We start from the raw sequence: 19,771 nt of genomic DNA, 5'->3' as shown, positions 1-19,771 counted from the left end.
GTTATAATAAGGTGGACTTTGAAAAATATAAGGGAAAGGAGGATATAATAGTGAAAAAAAGATTAATTGCGCTAGTACTAGGAGCTACTTTATTTCTTAATTATATTCCAGTAAATATTGTACAAGCATATGAAGCAAAAAGTACTATATCAGCAGAGACTAGGTCCAATAATTCTATTGTAGATATTGATATAATATCCTCATCTGCAGTAAATGTTGAACAAGCCAAAGCATGGGCTAGATCAAGAAATGCAACTCAGCAATTTATAGATTTAGCTGAACTATTTTGGAAATATGCGCCGAAACATGGTGGTATAAATCCAGCGATAGCATATGTTCAATCAGCAAAAGAAACAGCATATGGTAGATTTGGTGGAGTACTAGATGCTACATATTATAATACTTGTGGAATGAAGAATAGTGGTGGAGGGGGAGATTATGATCCTAATGCTCATAAAAGATTTGATAATTGGGAACATGGTGTACAAGCTCAACTAGATCATCTTGCCTTATATGCAGGGGCATCAGGATTTCCTAAAGGAGTAATAGAACAAAAATTCAAAGGAGATTCTTCAGGAACAAGTTATACATATGATGTAAGACATTTTTCTAATCTTTACGGTACAGCAAAAATGGCAACTCAGCTTACAGGAAAGTGGGCAGGTGGAACCTATGGCTTTGATATTGTAGAGATGCATAATACTTTGATGATTTCAGCAGGAGTTAAAAAGACTGGTTGGAATAATGAAGCAGGTAAATGGTACTATCTAAATGCAAATGGAAAGCTTACTAAGGGATGGTTTCAAGAAGGAGATAAGTGGTATTATTTAGATGAGAATGGAGTAATGAAAACAGGTTGGTTAACTACTGGAAATACAACTTATTATCTTGATGCTAGCGGAGTAATGAAAACAGGTTGGCAGGATATAAATGGCTCTAGATATTACTTTAATAAATTTGGACATATGTCTAAAGGTGATTGCACAATAGATGGAAAAAACTATAGCTTCGATAGTAATGGTAAGCTTATTGGAGAAGTAGGCAAGATTGGTTGGGTAGAAAGTAATAATAACTGGTATTACTATAATAACAAAGGGGAAATGGCTAAAGGTTGGTTACAGCTAGGTTCAACTTGGTATTATCTTAATAAAGATGGAATAATGCAGACTGGTTGGCAAGTTATTGGTGAATCTATTTACTACTTTAAATCTTATGGAGCAATGGTAACGGGAACGCAAAAAATAGGGGATAAGACATATGAATTTAGTAGTTCTGGATATGTACGTACAGCTGATTGGTATGATATAAATGGAAAATGGTATTATGGAAAAACTGATGGGGCAATTGCAAAAGGTTGGCTAAGGTTAGGAAATACATGGTACTATTTAAATAATAATGGTGAGATGGTTACTGGATGGCAAGATATAGATGGAGCTAGATATTATTTTAAGAGTTATGGTGCTATGGTAACAGGAATTAACACCATAGATGGATTAAAGTATGAATTTAGTTCAAGCGGTGCACTTGTAGGGGAAATTGGAAAAAGTGGCTGGATTAAAGAAAATGGTAAATGGTATTATCTTGATAGCGCAGGAAAGAAGGTACAAGGTTGGAATAAGGTAAGTGGAATCTGGTACTATATGGGCAAGGATTCTGTTATGGTAACAGGATGGCAGATAATAGATAGTTCTATATATTATTTTCAATCATCTGGTGCAATGGTAACAGGAACACAAAAAATAGATGGTAAAACTTATGATTTTAGTTCTTCTGGATATGTTAGAACAGCTGACTGGTATAATATTAATGGAAAATGGTATTATAGTAATACTAACGGAGCAATTGCAAAAGGTTGGTTGAAGTTAGGAAGCACATGGTATTATTTAAATAATACTGGTGAGATGGTTACTGGATGGCAAGATATAGATGGAGATAGATATTACTTCAAGAGCTATGGTGCTATGGTAACGGGGAGATATACCATTGATGGAAAGCCATATATGTTTGCTAGTAGTGGAAAGCTTTTAAAGGAGAGTTGGGTAAAAGAAAATAATAAATGGTATTATTATAATCAAGATGGTATTAAATGTAGGGGATGGTTATACGATGATACTAAATTTTATTATCTAAATGAAGATGGAAGTATGGTAACTGGAGAAAAGATTATAGGTGGTAAAACCTATTATTTCTTCTCAGATGGTCATATGGCATCATCTGAATGGGTAAATAATAAGTATTATACTCCTGATGGAGAGTATAAAGATGGGACCGGTAAAAATCCATATATAATAGTTATAGATCCAGGTCATAACTATGGTGGTGATGATGGAGCATATGCAACACATAATGGTATTCAGTACTCTGAAAGAGAGTTAAACATGCAGATAGCAATTAGGCTGCAAGCTATACTTCAAAGTAATGGATATAGGGTTATTATGACCAGAAAGCCGGGAGAAATAGAATACTTATCTGCTACTGAAAGTTTAGGGAAGCGTGTTGATTTAGCTAATTTAGTAAAAGCAGACTTCTTTGTAAGTATACATCATGATTCTTTCAATAAGCCTTCAGCAAATGGAATGAGTGTGTTCTATGATACATATAGACCAGGTATTGAAAGTGTAGGATTATATGAAGATAGTGTTGGAAATACACATGATAGTAGTCCTCAAAATGTTGCATTAGTATCTAAGAAATTTGCAGAGGAATTTATACAAACTACATCAAGTAGTGTAGGATTCTATAATAGGGGTGTTCAATCAAGAAACTTCTATGTTACAAAAAATACTAATATGCCATCTGTGTTGATTGAATGTGGATTTATAACTAGTCCAGATGATATTGTAAAGATAACAAATTCTTCACATCAACAAAACATGGCACAGAATATAGCAAATCAATTAAATAAATTCTTTAAAAAATAGTCAAAAGGCCTAATGGATTAAAACCATTAGGCCTTTTAATTATTCTTTATTAAAAATTAGGTATCCAATGAAGATTGAAATTACTGTTGGTAAAACCCAAGCAAAACCAAGATTTGAAAGGGGGATAAAGCTAAGGTTTATTGCAGGTATCTCACCTAATATTCCTAAGAATAATGAAGTGTATATACCTAATCTAACTGCTTTTACATTAGTTAAAAACTTATCTAATAATGTAGTGATAATTAAGGTAATTGCAACTGGGTAAAGAATATTAAGTATTGGACCAGAGATTACAATTATATTGTCAACACCTAAAGATCCGATTATTATGCTTATTAATGATATTAATAAAGCATTGAATTTATAGGATAATCTACCCTTAGAGACTTTTTCAAAAAATTCCGAACCAGCTGTTAACAAACCTATAGATGTAGTTAAACAAGCTAAACTCATAGCAATACCAATTATGGTGGTACCAATATTACCAAGTATTTCTTTGGATATTATTAGAAGTAAGGAAGTTTTACCAATATCAGGAGAAGTTAAAGTTGTGGTTTGAGCTCCTAATATAGTTAGTCCTCCATAAACAAATGCTAAACCTATTACTGCAACAAAACTAGCTTTAAGAGTCATTGGAACTATTTCTTCCTTTGAATATCCTTTAGCAGATATACTAGCAGTTATAATAGTTGCAAATAGTAATGAGGCTAGAGCATCCATAGTTTGATATCCCTCTATTAATGAGTTAGAAAATACAGAAGTTGATCCACTAGAGATAATTTCTCCAATTGGGAAAATAGCACCTTTAATTATTATGAATGTTAATATTACTATTAAAGTAGGGGTAAGGTATTTACCGATAGTATCAATTACTGTAGATCTTTTTAATACGAAGAACAAGTTTATTGCAAAATATATTACCATAGATATAAATGGAGATAAATTAGGGAACAATGGGTTTAATGCAATTTCATATGTAGTTGCAGCAGTACGTGGAATTCCAACCATTGGACCTATAGCTATAAATAGTACTGTAGCTAAAATAATAGAAAATTTAGGACCTATCTTAGATGCCATTGTTTCAAACGTACCATCCCCTTTAGAACAAGCTAATATAGCTAGAAGTGGTAGACCAACTCCAGTTATAATAAATCCTATCATTGCGACTATATATTGGTCTCCTACTGCGTGTCCTAAGTAAGGTGGAAATATTAAATTACCAGCTCCGAAGAACATTGCAAACAGTGCAAAACCAATTACTAAAAAATCTTTCGTACTTTTTTTCACGTTAGTTACCTCTCTTTAGTTAAATTTCTATTTGTCAACAAAATCTATCAAAAATAATAAAAATTGAATTAATGAACATAAAAAAAAATAAGTTCATCAACAATATTAACATCATATGCATAGTTTATCAACAAATAAAAACATGATAAGACAATAGAAGTTGTAAAAAAATAAGAATATATTATGATTTTATAAAAAAATAATAATAAAAGTAGTAGGTAATAATACAATATAAATATGTGTTAACAATTGTAATAATTTATGTTAAGATATAATTATTGTCAAACGTTATTTTAGAAGGGGAGACGAAAAATGAAAGTTAAAAAGGCCATAATACCAGCAGCAGGATTAGGAACAAGATTCTTACCTGCAACAAAGGCACAACCTAAGGAAATGTTACCAATAGTAGATAAGCCTACTATACAATATATTATAGAAGAAGCTATTGCTTCAGGTATAGAAGAGATACTTATTATAACTGGGAGAAATAAGAAGTGCATAGAAGATCACTTTGATAAGTCAGTAGAACTAGAGATGGAGCTAGAGAAGTCAGGTAAGTCAGAATTACTAGAGATAGTTAGAGATATTTCTGATATGGTAGATATACATTATATAAGACAAAAAGAACCAAAGGGATTAGGCCATGCAATACATTGCGCCAAGACATTTGTTGGTGATGAACCATTTGCAGTCTTATTGGGAGACGATGTAGTTGATAGTGAGGTTCCATGCTTAAAACAATTAATCGATTGTTATTCAGAATATAATACAAGTATTTTAGGTGTTCAAACTGTAGATGAAAGTCAAGTTAATAAATATGGTATTGTTGATGGAATTCATATTGAAGACAGAGTGTATAAGGTTAAGGATCTTGTAGAAAAGCCAGCAATAGATGAATCACCAAGCAATGTAGCTATACTTGGTAGATATATAATAACTCCAAAGATATTTGAAATATTAGAAAATACTGCACCAGGAAAAGGTGGAGAAATTCAATTGACAGATGCATTAAAGACTTTAATAAGTCAAGAGGCTATGTATTGTTATAACTTTGAAGGAAAAAGATATGATGTTGGAGATAAATTAGGATTTTTACAAGCTACTATTGAATTTGCATTAAAGAAAGATGAATTAAGGGATGATTTCATTTCATATTTAAATGAAAGACCATGGGAATAAATTATATAGAAAAAGACAGCTAATTATTATCATTAGCTGTCTTTTTTTAGTTCAAGATTTATTTTGGAATAAATCCGATTTTCTTTTGCATTTTTCTCAATGTTTTATTAGCAATATAAGAGGCTTTTTGAGCACCTTCCTTATATATAGATTCTAAGTAAGTCTTATTTTTTATAAGTTCCATTACTTTATCTTGAATAGGTTTTAGTTCTGATATTATTGCTTCAGCTGCATCAATTTTTAAATCTGAATACCCTTTATCTGAATAATAGCTAACTAACTCATCAGTGCTAGTTCCATTTATCGCAGAAAGAATATTCAATAGATTTTTTATACCAGGTTGATCATCCGAATAATTTATTATACCTATGCTATCAGTAACAGCTCTACTAACTTTTTTTCTAATAACATCAGGTGGATCCATTATAAGTATATATGAATTTGGATTATCCGATGATTTGGACATTTTCTTTGTAGGCTCTTGTAAATCCATGATTTTTGCACCTGCCTTAGGGATATATCCTTCAGGAATCTTAAATGTTGGACTATAAGTACTATTAAATCTAGTTGCAATATCTCTAGTTAATTCTAAATGCTGAGTTTGATCTTTTCCTACAGGAACTAAATCCGTATTGTATAAAAGAATATCTGCAGCCATTAATGATGGATAATTAAATAGTCCAACTCCTATTGAGTTTCCAAGCTTGGATGACTTATCTTTATATTGAGTCATTCTACTTAGTTCACCCATATAGGTGTTACAAGTTAAAAGCCAAGAGCATTCAGCATGTGCAGAAACATGTGACTGTATGAATAGTGTATTTTTCTCAGGGGATATACCTGAAGCTATATATATTGATAATAATTCTAAGGTTCTACGTCTTAAATCTGCAGGAGTTTGACGTACTGTTATTGCATGTAAGTCAACAACGCAGAAGTAACAATCGTATTCATCTTGTAGCTTAACCCAATTTTTTAGAGCTCCTAAATAATTTCCTAGAGTAAGATCACCGGAGGGTTGAATACCACTGAATATTACTTTTTTATTTTCTGTATTAGTTTCCAAATAAATTACTCCTTTCAATGAGCGATATATCTAATATTATAGAATTACCAAATTTTTATGTCAATAACAACATAAATTGAAAAAAATAAGAATTTATAATTGCTAGTAAATGAAATATGATGTAAAATAAAGTTAGTGTTCAAAAAATGAACGGGGTATATAGGAGGGTATTATGGAGAAATTTAAGTTATTAAAGTATATTGCAGAAGATGGTGGTATGAGCCAAAGAACTATCGCAGAAAAAGTAGGAGTTTCTTTAGGGAAAATAAATGCAATAATTAAAGAATGTATACATAATGAAGAGATAGATATGATAACGAATAATGGAGAAACTAAGTATTTATTAACAGATAAAGGTTTTAAATCACTACAAAGTGACCTTAAAGATTTAAAAGAAACAATGGTGACAATAAATCAAGAGGAAATATTTCCAGTAAAGCAAGCTGTTATATTAGCTGCAGGAAGAAAAAAAGACTTTGATATACCGGTAGCAGGGTTAAAACTAGAAGATGAAACTATAATAGAAAAGAACATAAGAATATTAAAGGAAAATGGAATAAAAAAAATAATTGTAGTAGCTGGTTATAATTACGGATTTTTAGCAGATTTACTAAAGAATGAAAGCAACGTTGTACTTGTTAATAATGAACGCTATAATTGGACCGGAAATATGACATCACTAGCGTTAGCAAGTAATCATGTAGAGGAAGATTTTCTATTAATTGAAGGAGACTTAGTATTCGAGAGTACTGCAATAATAAAGTTGTTAGAAGACCAAAGAAGAGATGTGTTATTAATAACAAATGAAAGTGGGTCTGGGGATGAGGGATTTGTTCAATTAAAAGATGGTTATTTATTTAAATTAGCTAAAGATATTCATCAATTTAATAGAATTGATGGAGAAATGATAGGTATTGCTAAAATATCGTACAAGCTTTATAAAATGATGTTGAAAGAGTTTGAGGGAAATATAAATCCTTACCTTAATTATGAATATATGATATTAGATGTAGCAAGAGATTATAAGGTACCTTGTTTAAAACTCGATGATTTAGCTTGGAGTGAAGTAGATACTGAAGAACAGTACAAAAAGGTTTCTAATTATATATACTCTAAAATAAAAAGAAGAGAAAAAGAAAAGTCTTGTGAGAATATAAGAAATATAGTGCATGAATGTTTAGATATACCATATGAAGATATAACGGAGGTTATAGTTGCAGGTGGTATGACTAATAAGAACTATAAGGTATGTATACGTGGGGATTACTATATATTAAGGTTACCAGGCTTAGGAACGGAAAAAATGATTTCAAGGAAATATGAAATGATTAATTCAAAGCTGGGAGCTGATGAGGGAATAAATGTAGATGTTCTTTATTTTAATGAAGAATCAGGAATAAAAATTTCTAAGTTTATAGATGAAGCTGAAACTTTAACTGGAAGAAGTAGTAAGAAAGAAGAAAATATGAAGCTAGTTGCAGGAATATTAAAGAAATTGCACTATTCTAAAATAAATTTAGAAAATAGATTTAATGTTTTTGAAGAAATAGTATCTTATGAAAATATATTAAAAGAGTTAAATGGGGCAATGTATGATGATTATTCAATAATAAGGCCTAGAGTAATGAGAATACAGGAATTAATAAAAGAGTATGGAGAAAAGCTAGTTCCATCTCATAATGATACAGTGCCAGAGAATTTTGTGAAGGATAGAGAGGGAAGGATATATTTAATAGACTGGGAATATAGCGGCATGAATGAAGAAATGTGGGATTTAGCAGCCCATTCTTTAGAATCTGATTTTTCAGAAGAAGAGGAAGAGCTATTCTTAACATATTATTTTGGGGGCAAAGTAAAAAGGGAAGATAAGATAAGAGTATTAATGAATCAAATATGTCAGGATTTTTTATGGTCAGTATGGACCTTGATTAAGGAATCAGAGGGTGACGATTTTGGTAATTATGGAATTGATAGGTACAATAGGGCAAAGAGAAATCTAGATAAGCTAGATAAGTTAATTTAGGGGGAATTTATATGAATTTATTTAAAAAGTTTAATTCGGGGGTAGGTAATGGAGTTGTTTCAGCCATAGCATGGGGTGGCGATACAGTTATGATGGGAATAGTTCTTTCTATGGTACCATTTATAGAAACTGAACAAGCTATATTATTAGCGCCTATAGTAAGTGCATTTTTACATGATTCATTTTCTGCAATATGGGTATTTATATATTTGGGAACGAAGAAGAAGTTAGGTACACTATTTAAATCTATTAGAACTAAGAGTGCATTTTATGTGGCAATGGGTGCATTACTTGGTGGTCCAGTAGGAATGACGGGATATTTATTATCTATAAAATATTTAGGACCATCATATACAGCAGCTATATCATCATTTTATCCAGCAGTAGGAGCTATATTAGCAACTATTGTTTTAAAGGAGAAGGTGAAAAAAAGAGCTTGGGCTGGATTGGCAATAAGTATTAGCGGTATAGTAGCATTAGGCTATTCTAAAGGAAGTAATATGGAGAGCCTATTAGGATTTTTATTCATAGCAATGTGTGTAATTGGTTGGGGAACAGAAGCAGTTGTATGTGCTTATGGAATGAAGGATGATGAAATTGATTCTGAGTGTTCATTACAAGTAAGGCAATTTACATCAGCAGTAGTATATGGATTTTTAATAATACCTATATTTAAGGCTGTACCATTAGTTTTAGAAGGAATAAAAAGTCCAGTAATAGGGGTATTAGCGATAACAGCAGCGATTGGAACAATATCGTATTTATGCTATTATGGAGCTATATATAAAATTGGGGCAACTAAAGCCATGGGAATAAATATTACTTACTTCGTATGGGCAATTATATTAGATACACTTTTTTTAGGAACATCTTTATCATTAAAGACTATTGTATTTGGAACAATAGTAATGATAGGTTCATATTTAGTTGCAAAAGAAGATTAATAAACTTAGCATTTAGATAATTTAGTAAATAATAAAAGGCTGATATTGTATCAGTCTTTTATTATTTATAATTCTTTTTATAAATAAGCAATGAGATAATAAAAAACACAGTAGCAATAGATAGAAGGGCACTAATTGAAAAATCACTATATCCTAATATTAGAATGGAAAACAATATGCATATAAAATTGTAGCGATACATTTGCAAATAGATGATGATGAATAATATAATAACATGTATATAAGTAATAAGGGGGGCACTAGGAATGGAAAATGAAGAAAGAGTTTTATCAACAAGAGATTTGGTATTAACCTCGTTAATGACAGCATTAGTATTTCTAGCAGGAAGTATTATTAAAGTTCCTTCAGTGGGCGGATTTGTTCACATAGGAGATTGTATGGTCTTTTTGTCAGTGATAGTTCTTGGTAAGAAAAAAGGAACAGTTGCAAGTGCAGTAGGAATGGTACTAGTAGATGCTATGGGAGGGTACTACATGTGGGCACCATTTACATTTATAATTAAAGGAACAATGGCGTATATAGCTGGTACTCTGATAGAGAGATTTAATGGTCTAGAAGGCACTGATCATTTCAAAAAGGAGTATATACTTGCATTTATTATAAGTGGAATATTTATGATTTTAGGATATTTCTTAGCTGGTACTGTAATTGCAGGATTTTTAACAGAAAAGATAGGGTTGCTGCAAGGATTTGCTTATGCAGCTAAGGATATAATAGGTAACATAATTCAGGTTACTACTGGAATAGTTATTGCAATACCATTAAGTACCCTTATTGTGGTGGCTAAGAAAAAGGTATTTAATTAGTATATAATAAAAAAGCTCTAGCTTTTATGCTAGAGCTGAAGATTATACTATCTTCTATTATTCATTTTTTCAGCTTTTCTTGCTCTTCTGCAATCAGCACATCTAACAGGATCATTTTCAAATCCTTTTTCTTTGTAGAATTCTTGTTCTCCAACTGTGAAAACAAATTCATTTCCACAATCCTTACAAACTATCTTCTTATCTTCCATTGAAAAAACCTCCTTAAAATTCATGTGGTAAATTGACTTTGATAACGCTAACCTTGCCTGAACTTTAAGGAAAGGAATATTATCTCCGAGAATTACCTAAAACCTTTTCATAAATATTATAGCATATTTTCCATGTTATTCAATAAATTGATTCTAAAAACTTAAAATGATGTTTTTATATACAATTACTTTACTTTCTTTAATTTATACAAAGAAAAGCTTATTAGCGGAATAAGAATAAAAGGTACCAATAAGAATAATTGCAATAACTTTAATAAAGAAAATAAGTAATATTGATTTAGAGTCATATACCATGAGGAAATAAATATGATTATGCTATAACAGAATATGAAAACTTTTTTATTTTTTATTTTATCTTTATATAGTAATAGTATTCCATATGAAGATAAAATATACTTAATAAACCACATACAAACACTTCTAAATATATAAAATATTTCTCCAAATTCAAAGAAATTTGCAATTTGAACTCTTTGAGATTCTACAAACTCTGGATAAAATATATTTCCAGCTCTTTCTGGTCCAAAGAAGGTAATTATTGAGATAAATGAAGTAACTATTAATATACAGCATATTATTAAAGCTAAAACGCTATCAGTGATAAAACCTTTTTTCTTATCTAAAAACTTAAGGTAAGGAAAAGCAATTGCTACTGATGATAGTGAACCCAACAGCAATAGTAAGCAAGACCACTTATTAGAGGACATACCTCCATTAAGTATAGGTAATAAATGACTAAAATCTAAGTACTTTGCTACTAGCGAAATAAGAGCTACATCTCCTAATAGTGTTATACAAACAGTAAGAATAATTAAAATTAATATTGCATTAAATTTCTTGGATAGAACATATGTTGCTGGAATTATGAGAAATAATAAGCAATACCATGTTGGTGTAGATAAAAAATAGTTAGTATGAATGGAACTAGCCTCAACTGAGGCTGATTCAACAGCAGTTAAAAATAAACCAAGGGAAAATATAAATTTAAATGGGATACTGCACCATTTTGGCAGAGCGGATGAGATTATTATATTCATATCGTAGGTATCAGTACTTTTACAGATTTTGAATAGGTATAATACATATAGTAATAAAATCAAAGATGCAAAAAAGGAAATTATCCAAGTATCCCTTCCCCCTAATCGAACAAACACTGAAGAATAGCTTCTAAGAGCTATCATGCAGGTTCCTAATATAAAAAACATATAATGTTTCGAAGATAACTTATTCATATATATAACAGCCTCCTTATTAATTCACCATTAGTATGAACAAAAAAAGGAATATTAAACCTAGAAGGAATATTAAACTTAGATAGAGGGATAATATCTTTAGGTGATGTATATGAATGAAAATATTGAAATTGTAAAAAAAAGATTTGAAGGTGCTTTTGATGTAAAATACAGAGAGATTATGACAAGCCTAGGAATGTGTACTTTGGTTTTCATAGATGATTTGTGTAGTGCTCAATTTATAAGTGAGTATATTGTTACACCTTTAAAAAAGAAAGAATATCCATGCAAAAAAGTAGAGGATATAGTGACCAATGTATTAGATATAAATATTGCTAATTATGCAAAAGATGTCAATGATGCGGTATTACATATCTTATCAGGTGACATAGTATTATTATTTGAGAAACATGAAAAAATAATATACTGTGAAGTTAAAGGTTTTGTAAGAAGAGGAGTATCAATACCTGTTACTGAATCAGTTATTAAAGGCCCCAGGGAAGGATTCACAGAACTTTTTGTAGATAATATATCCCTTATAAGAAGAAAAATAAAAAATTCAGATCTTAAATTTGAGCCTATTTTTGTAGGTGATAAGAGTCAGACAGTGGTATGTATATCCTATATAAAAGGGATAGCACCAGATTATTTAATAAATCATGTAAAAGAAGTTGTAAACAATTTGGATTTAAGTTTTATACTAGATACAAACTATATAGAGGATCAATTACGAGGTAAAAAATCTGTTTTTGATACTGTGGGATATACTGAAAAACCTGATGAAGTTGCAGCAAAAGTACTTGAAGGAAGAGTTGCTGTCCTAGTTGATGGTACACCATTTGTAGTAACAGTACCATATTTCTTTTTGGAAAATTTCCAGGCACCAGATGATTACTATGTGAATAAGTACTTTGCTAATTTTACAAGAATCCTAAGATGGTTTGCATTTGCAATAGCAATGTTTTTACCAGGATTCTATTTAGCTATAATGACCTATCATTTTGCTTTAATACCATCATTATTTGTATTTAGGCTTGCAGTATCTAGGGCTGGTGTACCTTTGCCTACAATAGTAGAAGTAATAATGATGATGCTAGCATTCCAGCTAATAAAGGAAGCAGGGTTAAGGCTACCTCAACCAATTGGAGGAGCTATGAGCATAGTAGCAGCATTAATATTAGGTGATGCAGTTGTAGGTGCAGGTATAGCATCAAGAATAACGATAATAGTAGTAGCAGTCAGTACATTGAGCTATTTCTTAATACCTAAGGTATATGGTGCAATGTCGGTTTGGTCATTGATAATAACTGTTGTGAGTGCTCTCTTTGGATTGCCTGGATTTTTTATAATCACTATGGTATTTATAGTAATGCTTGGTGATTTAGAAACTGGAGGATATTCATACTTATTTCCACTTGGAAGTGTGGGTACTTACAAATTCCAGGATATTGTATTTAGAGGAGACTTAAATAGAATATCTAAAAAGATAATAGGTAGGGGAGGAGTAAATAATAATGGGAAAAAGAGTAGCTAGTTTTCTAGGTATTATATGTTTGAGTTTTAGTATGATTAGCTGCTTCAATTATACAGAGATAAATAAGGTTACCTTTGCTACTTCAATAATTTTTGATAGGGATGAGTATGATAATGTAATATTGTATTTAGATTGTGTAAGGCCTTATAGAAATGCAAATGATAGTTCTGATAAGGGGAAGAGGATAATATTTGAAGGGCGAGGTAAAACATCATTAGAAGCTTTAAGAGATATGGATGTTGCATCTAGTAATAAGCTAGATTTTAGTCAAGTAAGGGCCTATATTTTTACAGAGCAGGCAGCTAGAAATGGAATAAAAAAATATATTGATATAATAAATAATGATCAACAGTTTGGCTTTAAACCATATATGTTTGTGTATTTTGGTGAGGTTAAGCCACTGTTAGATGTAACAAGTAGTGATGAAGAATATTTAGGATTGTATTTAGATGAACTAGTTAATAAAAACAAAGAAAATGGTAAAGTTATTAGTTCGAATGTAAATGACTATATAAGTGATAGCTTAATAGGTAATAACCTTAGCTTTATGAGTGCAATAGAGTTAAAAAAAGATTCCATTGAACAGAAGATAGAGTTAAAGGGTGGAGTAATCATGAAGGATAATCATATGGTTGAAGCTCTAGAACAGAAGGATGTATTAAGTTATAATTTATTAGAGAATAAAGTAAGAGAAGGAACATTCGAAGTTCAAAATCCTGATGAGAATGATAAATTAATTACTCTTGATATATTAGAACATTATACTAAAACTAATATTGAAAAGGTTGATGATGGGTTTAAGTTGAAAAAGAATATTGAACTAAAGGTTTCAATCGGAGAAATACAGGGTAAATTAAAGGTTAATAAAGAAATTATGGATACAATAGAAAGAACAGAGGGGGAAAAGCTTGAGAGATATTTAGAGAGTTTTTACAAGGAATATCAGGAAAAGGGAATTGATATATTAGGTGTTGTTAAATTGGTAAATGAAAAATTACCTAATAGTAATGTAAAAGACATATTAGGTAATACAGAGTTAAATGTAACTATTGATATAACAATTGATGGAAGTAGTCTTGTTAGAGATAGCCTATAAAATATTAAAATAATTAAATTAAAATTATTATTTTAATTTAATTCACAAAATGAATAAATCATGTCTTTTTTCTGTTGATAAATATGGCTAAATAACGTATCATAGTAGGTGATAACATATTTTATTCATATTACAAAAGACTTCCATATAAGGTGGGTGGGGAAATGGAAGATTATTATCTTAAATATGAAAAGTTAAAGAGTGAATATGAAAATTATCAAGCCTTTGTAGAGTTAGAGATACAGAAATTATCTAATAAAAATATGAAGCTTGAGAAGGATATGAACGCTTTAGCTAACATAGTAGAAATAAGCAAATACATAAATTCATTTTTAAGTGACGAAAACCTTATAGCAATGATTAATGATATGGTTTTGGGCTTATTAGGTGTTGCTCATTCTACAATTTATTTGGAAGAGAATGGAAGTTTAGTAGTTAAGGCAACAAATATGAACGTGGAAAATATGGAATTAACTGAAGATGAAAATTATTATATAAAAGAAGGAAAAAGTTATTTAATTAATTCAAAGGACCCAGTTAGGTTTTATGATAAGTATTCACTTGAGATTAGGTCAGCTATGGGAATGCCTATAAAGATAAGAGATAAATATACGGGCTTTATTTTGGTGGAGCATCATTTATATAACTTTTTAGATTTGGAACATGAAAAGTTCCTAAGGGCAATAGCAAATCAGATTGCAATAGCAATTGAAAATTCAATGCTATATAGGGAGATACAAGAGACTGCTAAAATGGATCCTTTATTAGGAATATACAATAGGAGATATTTTTTTAAGGCCATAGAGGAGAATGCAAGAAATAATCAGGATAAACCATATGCAATAGTAATGGTTGATTTAGATGGCTTTAAAAAGTTTAATGATAACTATGGTCATCAATTTGGAGATGAAGTATTAATCAGGACAACAGAAGTTATAAAAAATATGTTGGAGCCTGATGATATTTTAGCACGTTATGGTGGTGAGGAACTTATAATATATATTAGTAAGGTTGATAGTGTACGGAGTGTATATGATAAGATAGAAGCCATTAGAGTGTGCATTGAAAAAAATATAATTGTTAAGGATAATATATCAAAAAGTATAACAGCTAGTTTTGGGATAGGATATTTCCCGGAGGATGGAAAAACAATTAATGAGGTTATTAAGACTGCTGATAAATTCCTTTACAGAAGTAAAGCATTAGGTAAGAACATGGTTTTAATATCTGATTTTGTAGTATAGTTAGTTTGGCACACTGTAATATTTTAATTATTATAGTGTGCTTTTTTATTTTATGAATTTATAGAGGTTAGAAAGGTTCAAGTTAGGATAAGTTATATATAATTTTAAATAAAGATTTAAATAATAAATATTTTAGAATAAAGAGAATATATATATTAAAGAGGAGGGAAGTTAGTTTCTGATAGTATAAAGATGATTTTAATGATAGTTAATACTATCTTTTAAAAATAAATAAATGAATAAGGAGTGGTCCTAATGATTCAAGTATTCTGTGATAAGAGAGGTTCAGGAAAGACTAAGAGGTTGATTGATTTAGCGAATGCACAGTTAACTAAAGCTAAGGGAGATTCAGTATATATAGATGATGATTCGAGCTACATTAGGCAAGTGGACAGGAAGATAAGATTTATATCAACAGAGGATTTAGATATATCTGATTGTGATGGATTTTACGGATTACTATGTGGGATTATTTCAGCAAACTATGATATTGAGAACATCTATATTGATGGTGTTTGTAATATTATATCTTGTAGTATTAGAGAAACATCTTATTTATTTAAAAAGATTTATAATTTATCAAGGAAATTTAACTTTAACCTGTATATGAATATTAATTACGAACAAGAAGAGGTTCCGGAATTTATTAGGGATTATGTTGCATGAGTTTGAAAACAATTACTGTTTATTATAGATAAAATAGAAGCCGAAGGGCTTCTATTTTGCATTAAAGGGAGAATTTTTAGTAAATGTTTATTGTAAGTAATCCTAATTATTTATGTTATTTTAGATGGTATGATTAATTATTCACAAGTTGATAATTGGATATAATAAGGTTATACTATTAAATATATAGGCAAATTTAAGGAACAAATATTGGAGGTATAATTATGGCTAATGTATTGGATGAGTTATTGGACCGTGGATACATAAAGCAATTCACTCATGAGGCTGAGACTAGAGAATTGCTAGAAAAGGAGAAAATAACTTTTTATATAGGCTTTGATCCAACAGCAGATAGTTTACACGTAGGACATTTTATTGCAATGATGTTTATGGCACATATGCAAAGAGCAGGACATAGACCAATTGCATTACTTGGTGGGGGAACCGCTATGGTAGGAGACCCAAGTGGTAAGACAGACATGAGAAAGATGCTTACTAAGGAGCAAATTCAACATAATGTTGATTCCATAAAGAAGCAAATGGAAAGATTTATAGATTTTTCAGATGATAAGGCTTTAATTGTAAACAATGCAGATTGGCTATTAGGTCTTAACTACGTTGATTTCTTAAGGGAGGTAGGAACTCACTTCTCTGTTAATAGAATGCTTAGTGCAGAATGCTTTAAGCAAAGATTAGAGAAGGGACTATCTTTTTTAGAGTTTAACTATATGTTAATGCAAGGATATGATTTCTATGTTTTAAATCAAAAATATGGTTGTAAAATGCAATTAGGTGGAGATGATCAATGGTCAAATATGATTGCAGGTGTTGAGCTTATAAGAAGAAAGGCTCAAGGGGAAGCTTCTGCCATGACTTGTACTTTATTAACTAATAGTCAAGGCCAAAAGATGGGAAAGACTGTTGGTGGGGCATTATGGCTAGATCCAGAAAAGGTATCTCCATTTGAGTTCTATCAATACTGGAGAAACGTTGATGATGCAGATGTTGAAAAATGTTTAGCGTTATTAACATTCTTACCAATGGATGAAGTAAGAAGATTAGGTGCCTTAGAAGGCTCAGCAATAAATGATGCTAAGAAAGTGTTAGCTTTCGAAGTGACTAAATTAGTTCATGGAGAAGAAGAAGCTACGAAGGCTCAAGTAGCAGCAGAAGCATTATTCTCTGGTGGTGCAGATATGAGCAATGTTCCAACAGTTTCAATATCAAGAGATAAATTAGGTGAAGAGTTACTTCAAGTTTTAGTTGATAATAAGATCATACCATCAAAGGCTGAAGGAAAGAGATTAGTTCAACAAGGTGGATTATCATTAAATGGAGATAAGGTAACTGACTTCAAGAGAACTATAGTAGAGGAAGATTTTAAGGATGGATCTGCTTTAGTTAAAAGAGGAAAGAAAAATTATAATAAGATTGAATTAAATTAGTGTTAGAATAGATAAAAAGAGATTATTGCTTATGCAGTACTCTCTTTTTTTATTATATAAATGAGGTTAATTTTAGAATAAAGAGTACGATAAATAAAGTAGCAAAGATGGATTAAGGAGTAGGTTATTATGCCAGCAATTTGGAATTTAAATAATGGTTATAATGTCAATAATAAAAAGGTATCTAGTAAGCTTACATTTGAAGTAGGAGAAAAATTCAATGGTAGAATAGTAAATAAGGGACAGGGGAAGGAAGTTGTAGTAAAACTTTCTGACGGGTGGCAGTTTGCAGCAGAAATAGATGGTGAATTCAATCCAGAAGATCAAGGAATGGTAAGATTTGAAGTAGAAGGCTTCGAGGATGGTAAGCTTAAATTAAAGATAGTAAGAAGAGAACAAGGTGGAGAAACTTTAACTAAAGATAGTATAGGGGATATTGTAAACAAAGAAGGATTAAGCAAAGGGGATGAATCCCTTCTTAGGATGATGGTGAAACATAATATTCCTTTAACAAAAGATAATATAACCTTTATAAAAAGTTTAACTCAATTTAACAGCAAAATTAATGAAAATCCTGAGGAAATGGATAAATTTATAGAGAAATTTTTAATTGGAAAGGGAGTATCAGCTACCAGCGAAGAAGGAAAGAATATAAGAAATATGTTAACAGAATTTTTCAGTAGCTTTAAGACTTTATCAGAAGATGATATATTATTATTTTTAGAAAATAATATTGAATTAAATAAAGAGAATATAGAAAGTTATAATAAGCTTTTTAAAGGTGATGGGACAATTAAAGAGTATTTTGATGATATAGCTAAGAACCTTACTGAATTAGATGTGGAATCTCCAGAGGTATTTAAGAAGGAAATACCTCTGGAGAATAAAGATATACAAGGTAAGGGAGTTGAAAATAAGGAATATTCAAAAGTAGTAAATAATACACTAGCCTCTAAAATATATGATTCTAATGATACCTCAAAGAGTAAAGTTAGTATGCTATCTTTGTTAAAGTCTATGCTTGGTAGTGAAACAGAGTTAATTAAGGAGCCGTTGAAAGATGTACTAACAGCAAGGGTTAATGAATTTACAACTAGTGAATATAATAAAGCTATGACAAGACTAAATAATTTATCAGAGGATAAGTTATTTGAAATAATAAAACAGAGTATCATTGGTGATAGTGAAGTAACAAAGGAAAGCTTAAATAAGGTTTTATCACAATTTCTAGGAAAAGATGTGGAAGTCACGGAGGGGGAATTTAATAAATTCAAAGATATTTTAAACTTTAAGTTTAATGATACTAAAATAAGTGATGGTGCTAATTTAAACAAGGAAATTAATGTAAAGGAACCTGGGAATAATGGTAATTATAATAATGAAGAAGTAGTTCAAAATAAAATTATAAGTGAAGATAAGGTTGTAGAGGGAATAGCAAAGAAAGAGGGAGCTAATATAAGTAACTTAAAAGAAGATCTAACAAAGGAGGTTATAAATAAAGAAAAAATAATTTTAACATCAAAAGATATTATTAGAGATGATATAAAAGCTAAAGTAGAAAGCATGAAAGATGTAATTAAAGATCTTATTGCTCATACAGAAATTAAGGGGCAAGGTATTGAAAAGGTAATGGAACTCCTAAAAGGAAGTATAAATGATTTTAAATTATTAAATTCAATAAGCAATGAATACTATTATTTAGATATCCCAATAACACAAAACCAGCAAGAGTACCCATGTAAACTTATAATTAAAGATAACAGAAAAGATGGTAAGAAAATAGATAAGACTAATGTTAAAATGGTTGTATCAGTTAAAACAGTAAATTTAGGTACAATAGATGGATATTTAAGTATTAGGGAAAAAAGACTTGATGTAGATTTAAAATGTGATGAGAAATTTGTTAAGCCATTAAATATGGGGAAGTCTAAGCTAGTTGAAGGATTGGAGAAAATAGGGCTTTCAGTAAATGTTATAGTTACAAAAAAAGCAGAAGAAGTTGGATTGACTACCTGTAGGGATTTCTTTAATGATCATAATACTAGGGCAATTGATACTAAGGTATAGATAGGTGATT

The 19,771-nt window shown here is 30.4% G+C and carries 15 protein-coding genes; 11 read left to right on the top strand and 4 right to left on the bottom strand.

The features are described 5' to 3' along the window. The first annotated feature begins 50 nt into the window (after positions 1-50). Positions 51-2,921, top strand: coding sequence for an N-acetylmuramoyl-L-alanine amidase (locus ACSYT2_RS14625; protein ID WP_438385092.1), 2,871 nt, complete (start codon positions 51-53; stop codon positions 2,919-2,921). Positions 2,922-2,960: 39 nt separating this feature from the next. Here the strand turns inward: ACSYT2_RS14625 and brnQ are convergent, their stop codons facing one another. After that, positions 2,961-4,208 carry a branched-chain amino acid transport system II carrier protein gene (gene brnQ, locus ACSYT2_RS14620; RefSeq protein ID WP_430856887.1) on the bottom strand — a complete coding sequence of 416 codons (1,248 nt, stop codon included), beginning with the start codon at positions 4,206-4,208 and terminating at the stop codon, positions 2,961-2,963. Positions 4,209-4,520: 312 nt separating this feature from the next. Between brnQ and galU the strand changes: the two genes are divergently transcribed. After that, positions 4,521-5,387, top strand: a complete 867-nt coding sequence (galU, locus tag ACSYT2_RS14615; protein ID WP_430856886.1) for a UTP--glucose-1-phosphate uridylyltransferase GalU — start codon at positions 4,521-4,523, stop codon at positions 5,385-5,387. A gap of 58 nt (positions 5,388-5,445) precedes the next feature. Here galU and trpS read toward each other — a convergent pair whose 3' ends face one another. Then, positions 5,446-6,453, bottom strand: a complete 1,008-nt coding sequence (trpS, locus tag ACSYT2_RS14610) for a tryptophan--tRNA ligase (RefSeq protein WP_438385091.1) — start codon at positions 6,451-6,453, stop codon at positions 5,446-5,448. 172 nt (positions 6,454-6,625) lie between these two features. Between trpS and ACSYT2_RS14605 the strand changes: the two genes are divergently transcribed. The 3 genes from ACSYT2_RS14605 (at position 6,626) to ACSYT2_RS14595 (ending at position 10,247) form a co-directional block, all read left to right on the top strand. Further along, the gene (locus tag ACSYT2_RS14605) at positions 6,626-8,476 is read left to right on the top strand and encodes a winged helix-turn-helix transcriptional regulator (RefSeq protein WP_430856884.1); all 1,851 of its coding nucleotides are present in this window, start codon (positions 6,626-6,628) and stop codon (positions 8,474-8,476) included. Positions 8,477-8,487: 11 nt separating this feature from the next. Next, positions 8,488-9,420 carry a DMT family transporter gene (locus ACSYT2_RS14600; RefSeq protein ID WP_430856883.1) on the top strand — a complete coding sequence of 311 codons (933 nt, stop codon included), beginning with the start codon at positions 8,488-8,490 and terminating at the stop codon, positions 9,418-9,420. 266 nt (positions 9,421-9,686) lie between these two features. Beyond that, positions 9,687-10,247 (top strand): ECF transporter S component, encoded by a 561-nt coding sequence (locus tag ACSYT2_RS14595; protein WP_438385090.1) that lies wholly within the window; start codon positions 9,687-9,689, stop codon positions 10,245-10,247. Between the two features lie 47 nt (positions 10,248-10,294). On the opposite strand, the gene ACSYT2_RS14590 is transcribed toward ACSYT2_RS14595, so the two are convergent. Both ACSYT2_RS14590 and ACSYT2_RS14585 read right to left on the bottom strand, forming a co-directional pair. Further along, positions 10,295-10,456, bottom strand: a complete 162-nt coding sequence (locus ACSYT2_RS14590) for a zinc-ribbon domain-containing protein (RefSeq protein WP_430856881.1) — start codon at positions 10,454-10,456, stop codon at positions 10,295-10,297. Between the two features lie 185 nt (positions 10,457-10,641). Next, positions 10,642-11,709: a GerAB/ArcD/ProY family transporter gene (locus tag ACSYT2_RS14585; protein WP_430856880.1), complete on the bottom strand. Its 1,068-nt coding sequence runs from the start codon at positions 11,707-11,709 to the stop codon at positions 10,642-10,644. Between the two features lie 112 nt (positions 11,710-11,821). Here ACSYT2_RS14585 and ACSYT2_RS14580 point away from each other — a divergent pair, with 112 nt between their 5' ends. The 6 genes from ACSYT2_RS14580 (at position 11,822) to ACSYT2_RS14555 (ending at position 19,761) form a co-directional block, all read left to right on the top strand. Beyond that, positions 11,822-13,243 carry a spore germination protein gene (locus ACSYT2_RS14580; RefSeq protein ID WP_438385089.1) on the top strand — a complete coding sequence of 474 codons (1,422 nt, stop codon included), beginning with the start codon at positions 11,822-11,824 and terminating at the stop codon, positions 13,241-13,243. Then, positions 13,224-14,339: a Ger(x)C family spore germination protein gene (locus tag ACSYT2_RS14575; protein WP_430856878.1), complete on the top strand. Its 1,116-nt coding sequence runs from the start codon at positions 13,224-13,226 to the stop codon at positions 14,337-14,339. The genes ACSYT2_RS14580 and ACSYT2_RS14575 overlap by 20 nt, the downstream gene beginning before the upstream one ends. 164 nt (positions 14,340-14,503) lie before the next feature. Next, positions 14,504-15,583, top strand: a complete 1,080-nt coding sequence (locus tag ACSYT2_RS14570) for a GGDEF domain-containing protein (protein ID WP_438385088.1) — start codon at positions 14,504-14,506, stop codon at positions 15,581-15,583. A 255-nt stretch (positions 15,584-15,838) separates the two neighbouring features. After that, on the top strand, positions 15,839-16,249 hold the full coding sequence (locus ACSYT2_RS14565; RefSeq protein WP_430856876.1) for a hypothetical protein: 411 nt from the start codon (positions 15,839-15,841) through the stop codon (positions 16,247-16,249). A gap of 224 nt (positions 16,250-16,473) precedes the next feature. After that, positions 16,474-17,694, top strand: a complete 1,221-nt coding sequence (gene tyrS / locus ACSYT2_RS14560) for a tyrosine--tRNA ligase (protein WP_430856875.1) — start codon at positions 16,474-16,476, stop codon at positions 17,692-17,694. 129 nt (positions 17,695-17,823) lie between these two features. Beyond that, on the top strand, positions 17,824-19,761 hold the full coding sequence (locus ACSYT2_RS14555; RefSeq protein WP_430856874.1) for a flagellar hook-length control protein FliK: 1,938 nt from the start codon (positions 17,824-17,826) through the stop codon (positions 19,759-19,761). Positions 19,762-19,771: the final 10 nt, after the last annotated feature.

Source organism: Clostridium zhoujianii (genome assembly GCF_051590805.1).
Lineage (GTDB): Bacteria > Bacillota > Clostridia > Clostridiales > Clostridiaceae > Clostridium.
This window is presented reverse-complemented; position numbering and strand designations above follow the sequence as displayed.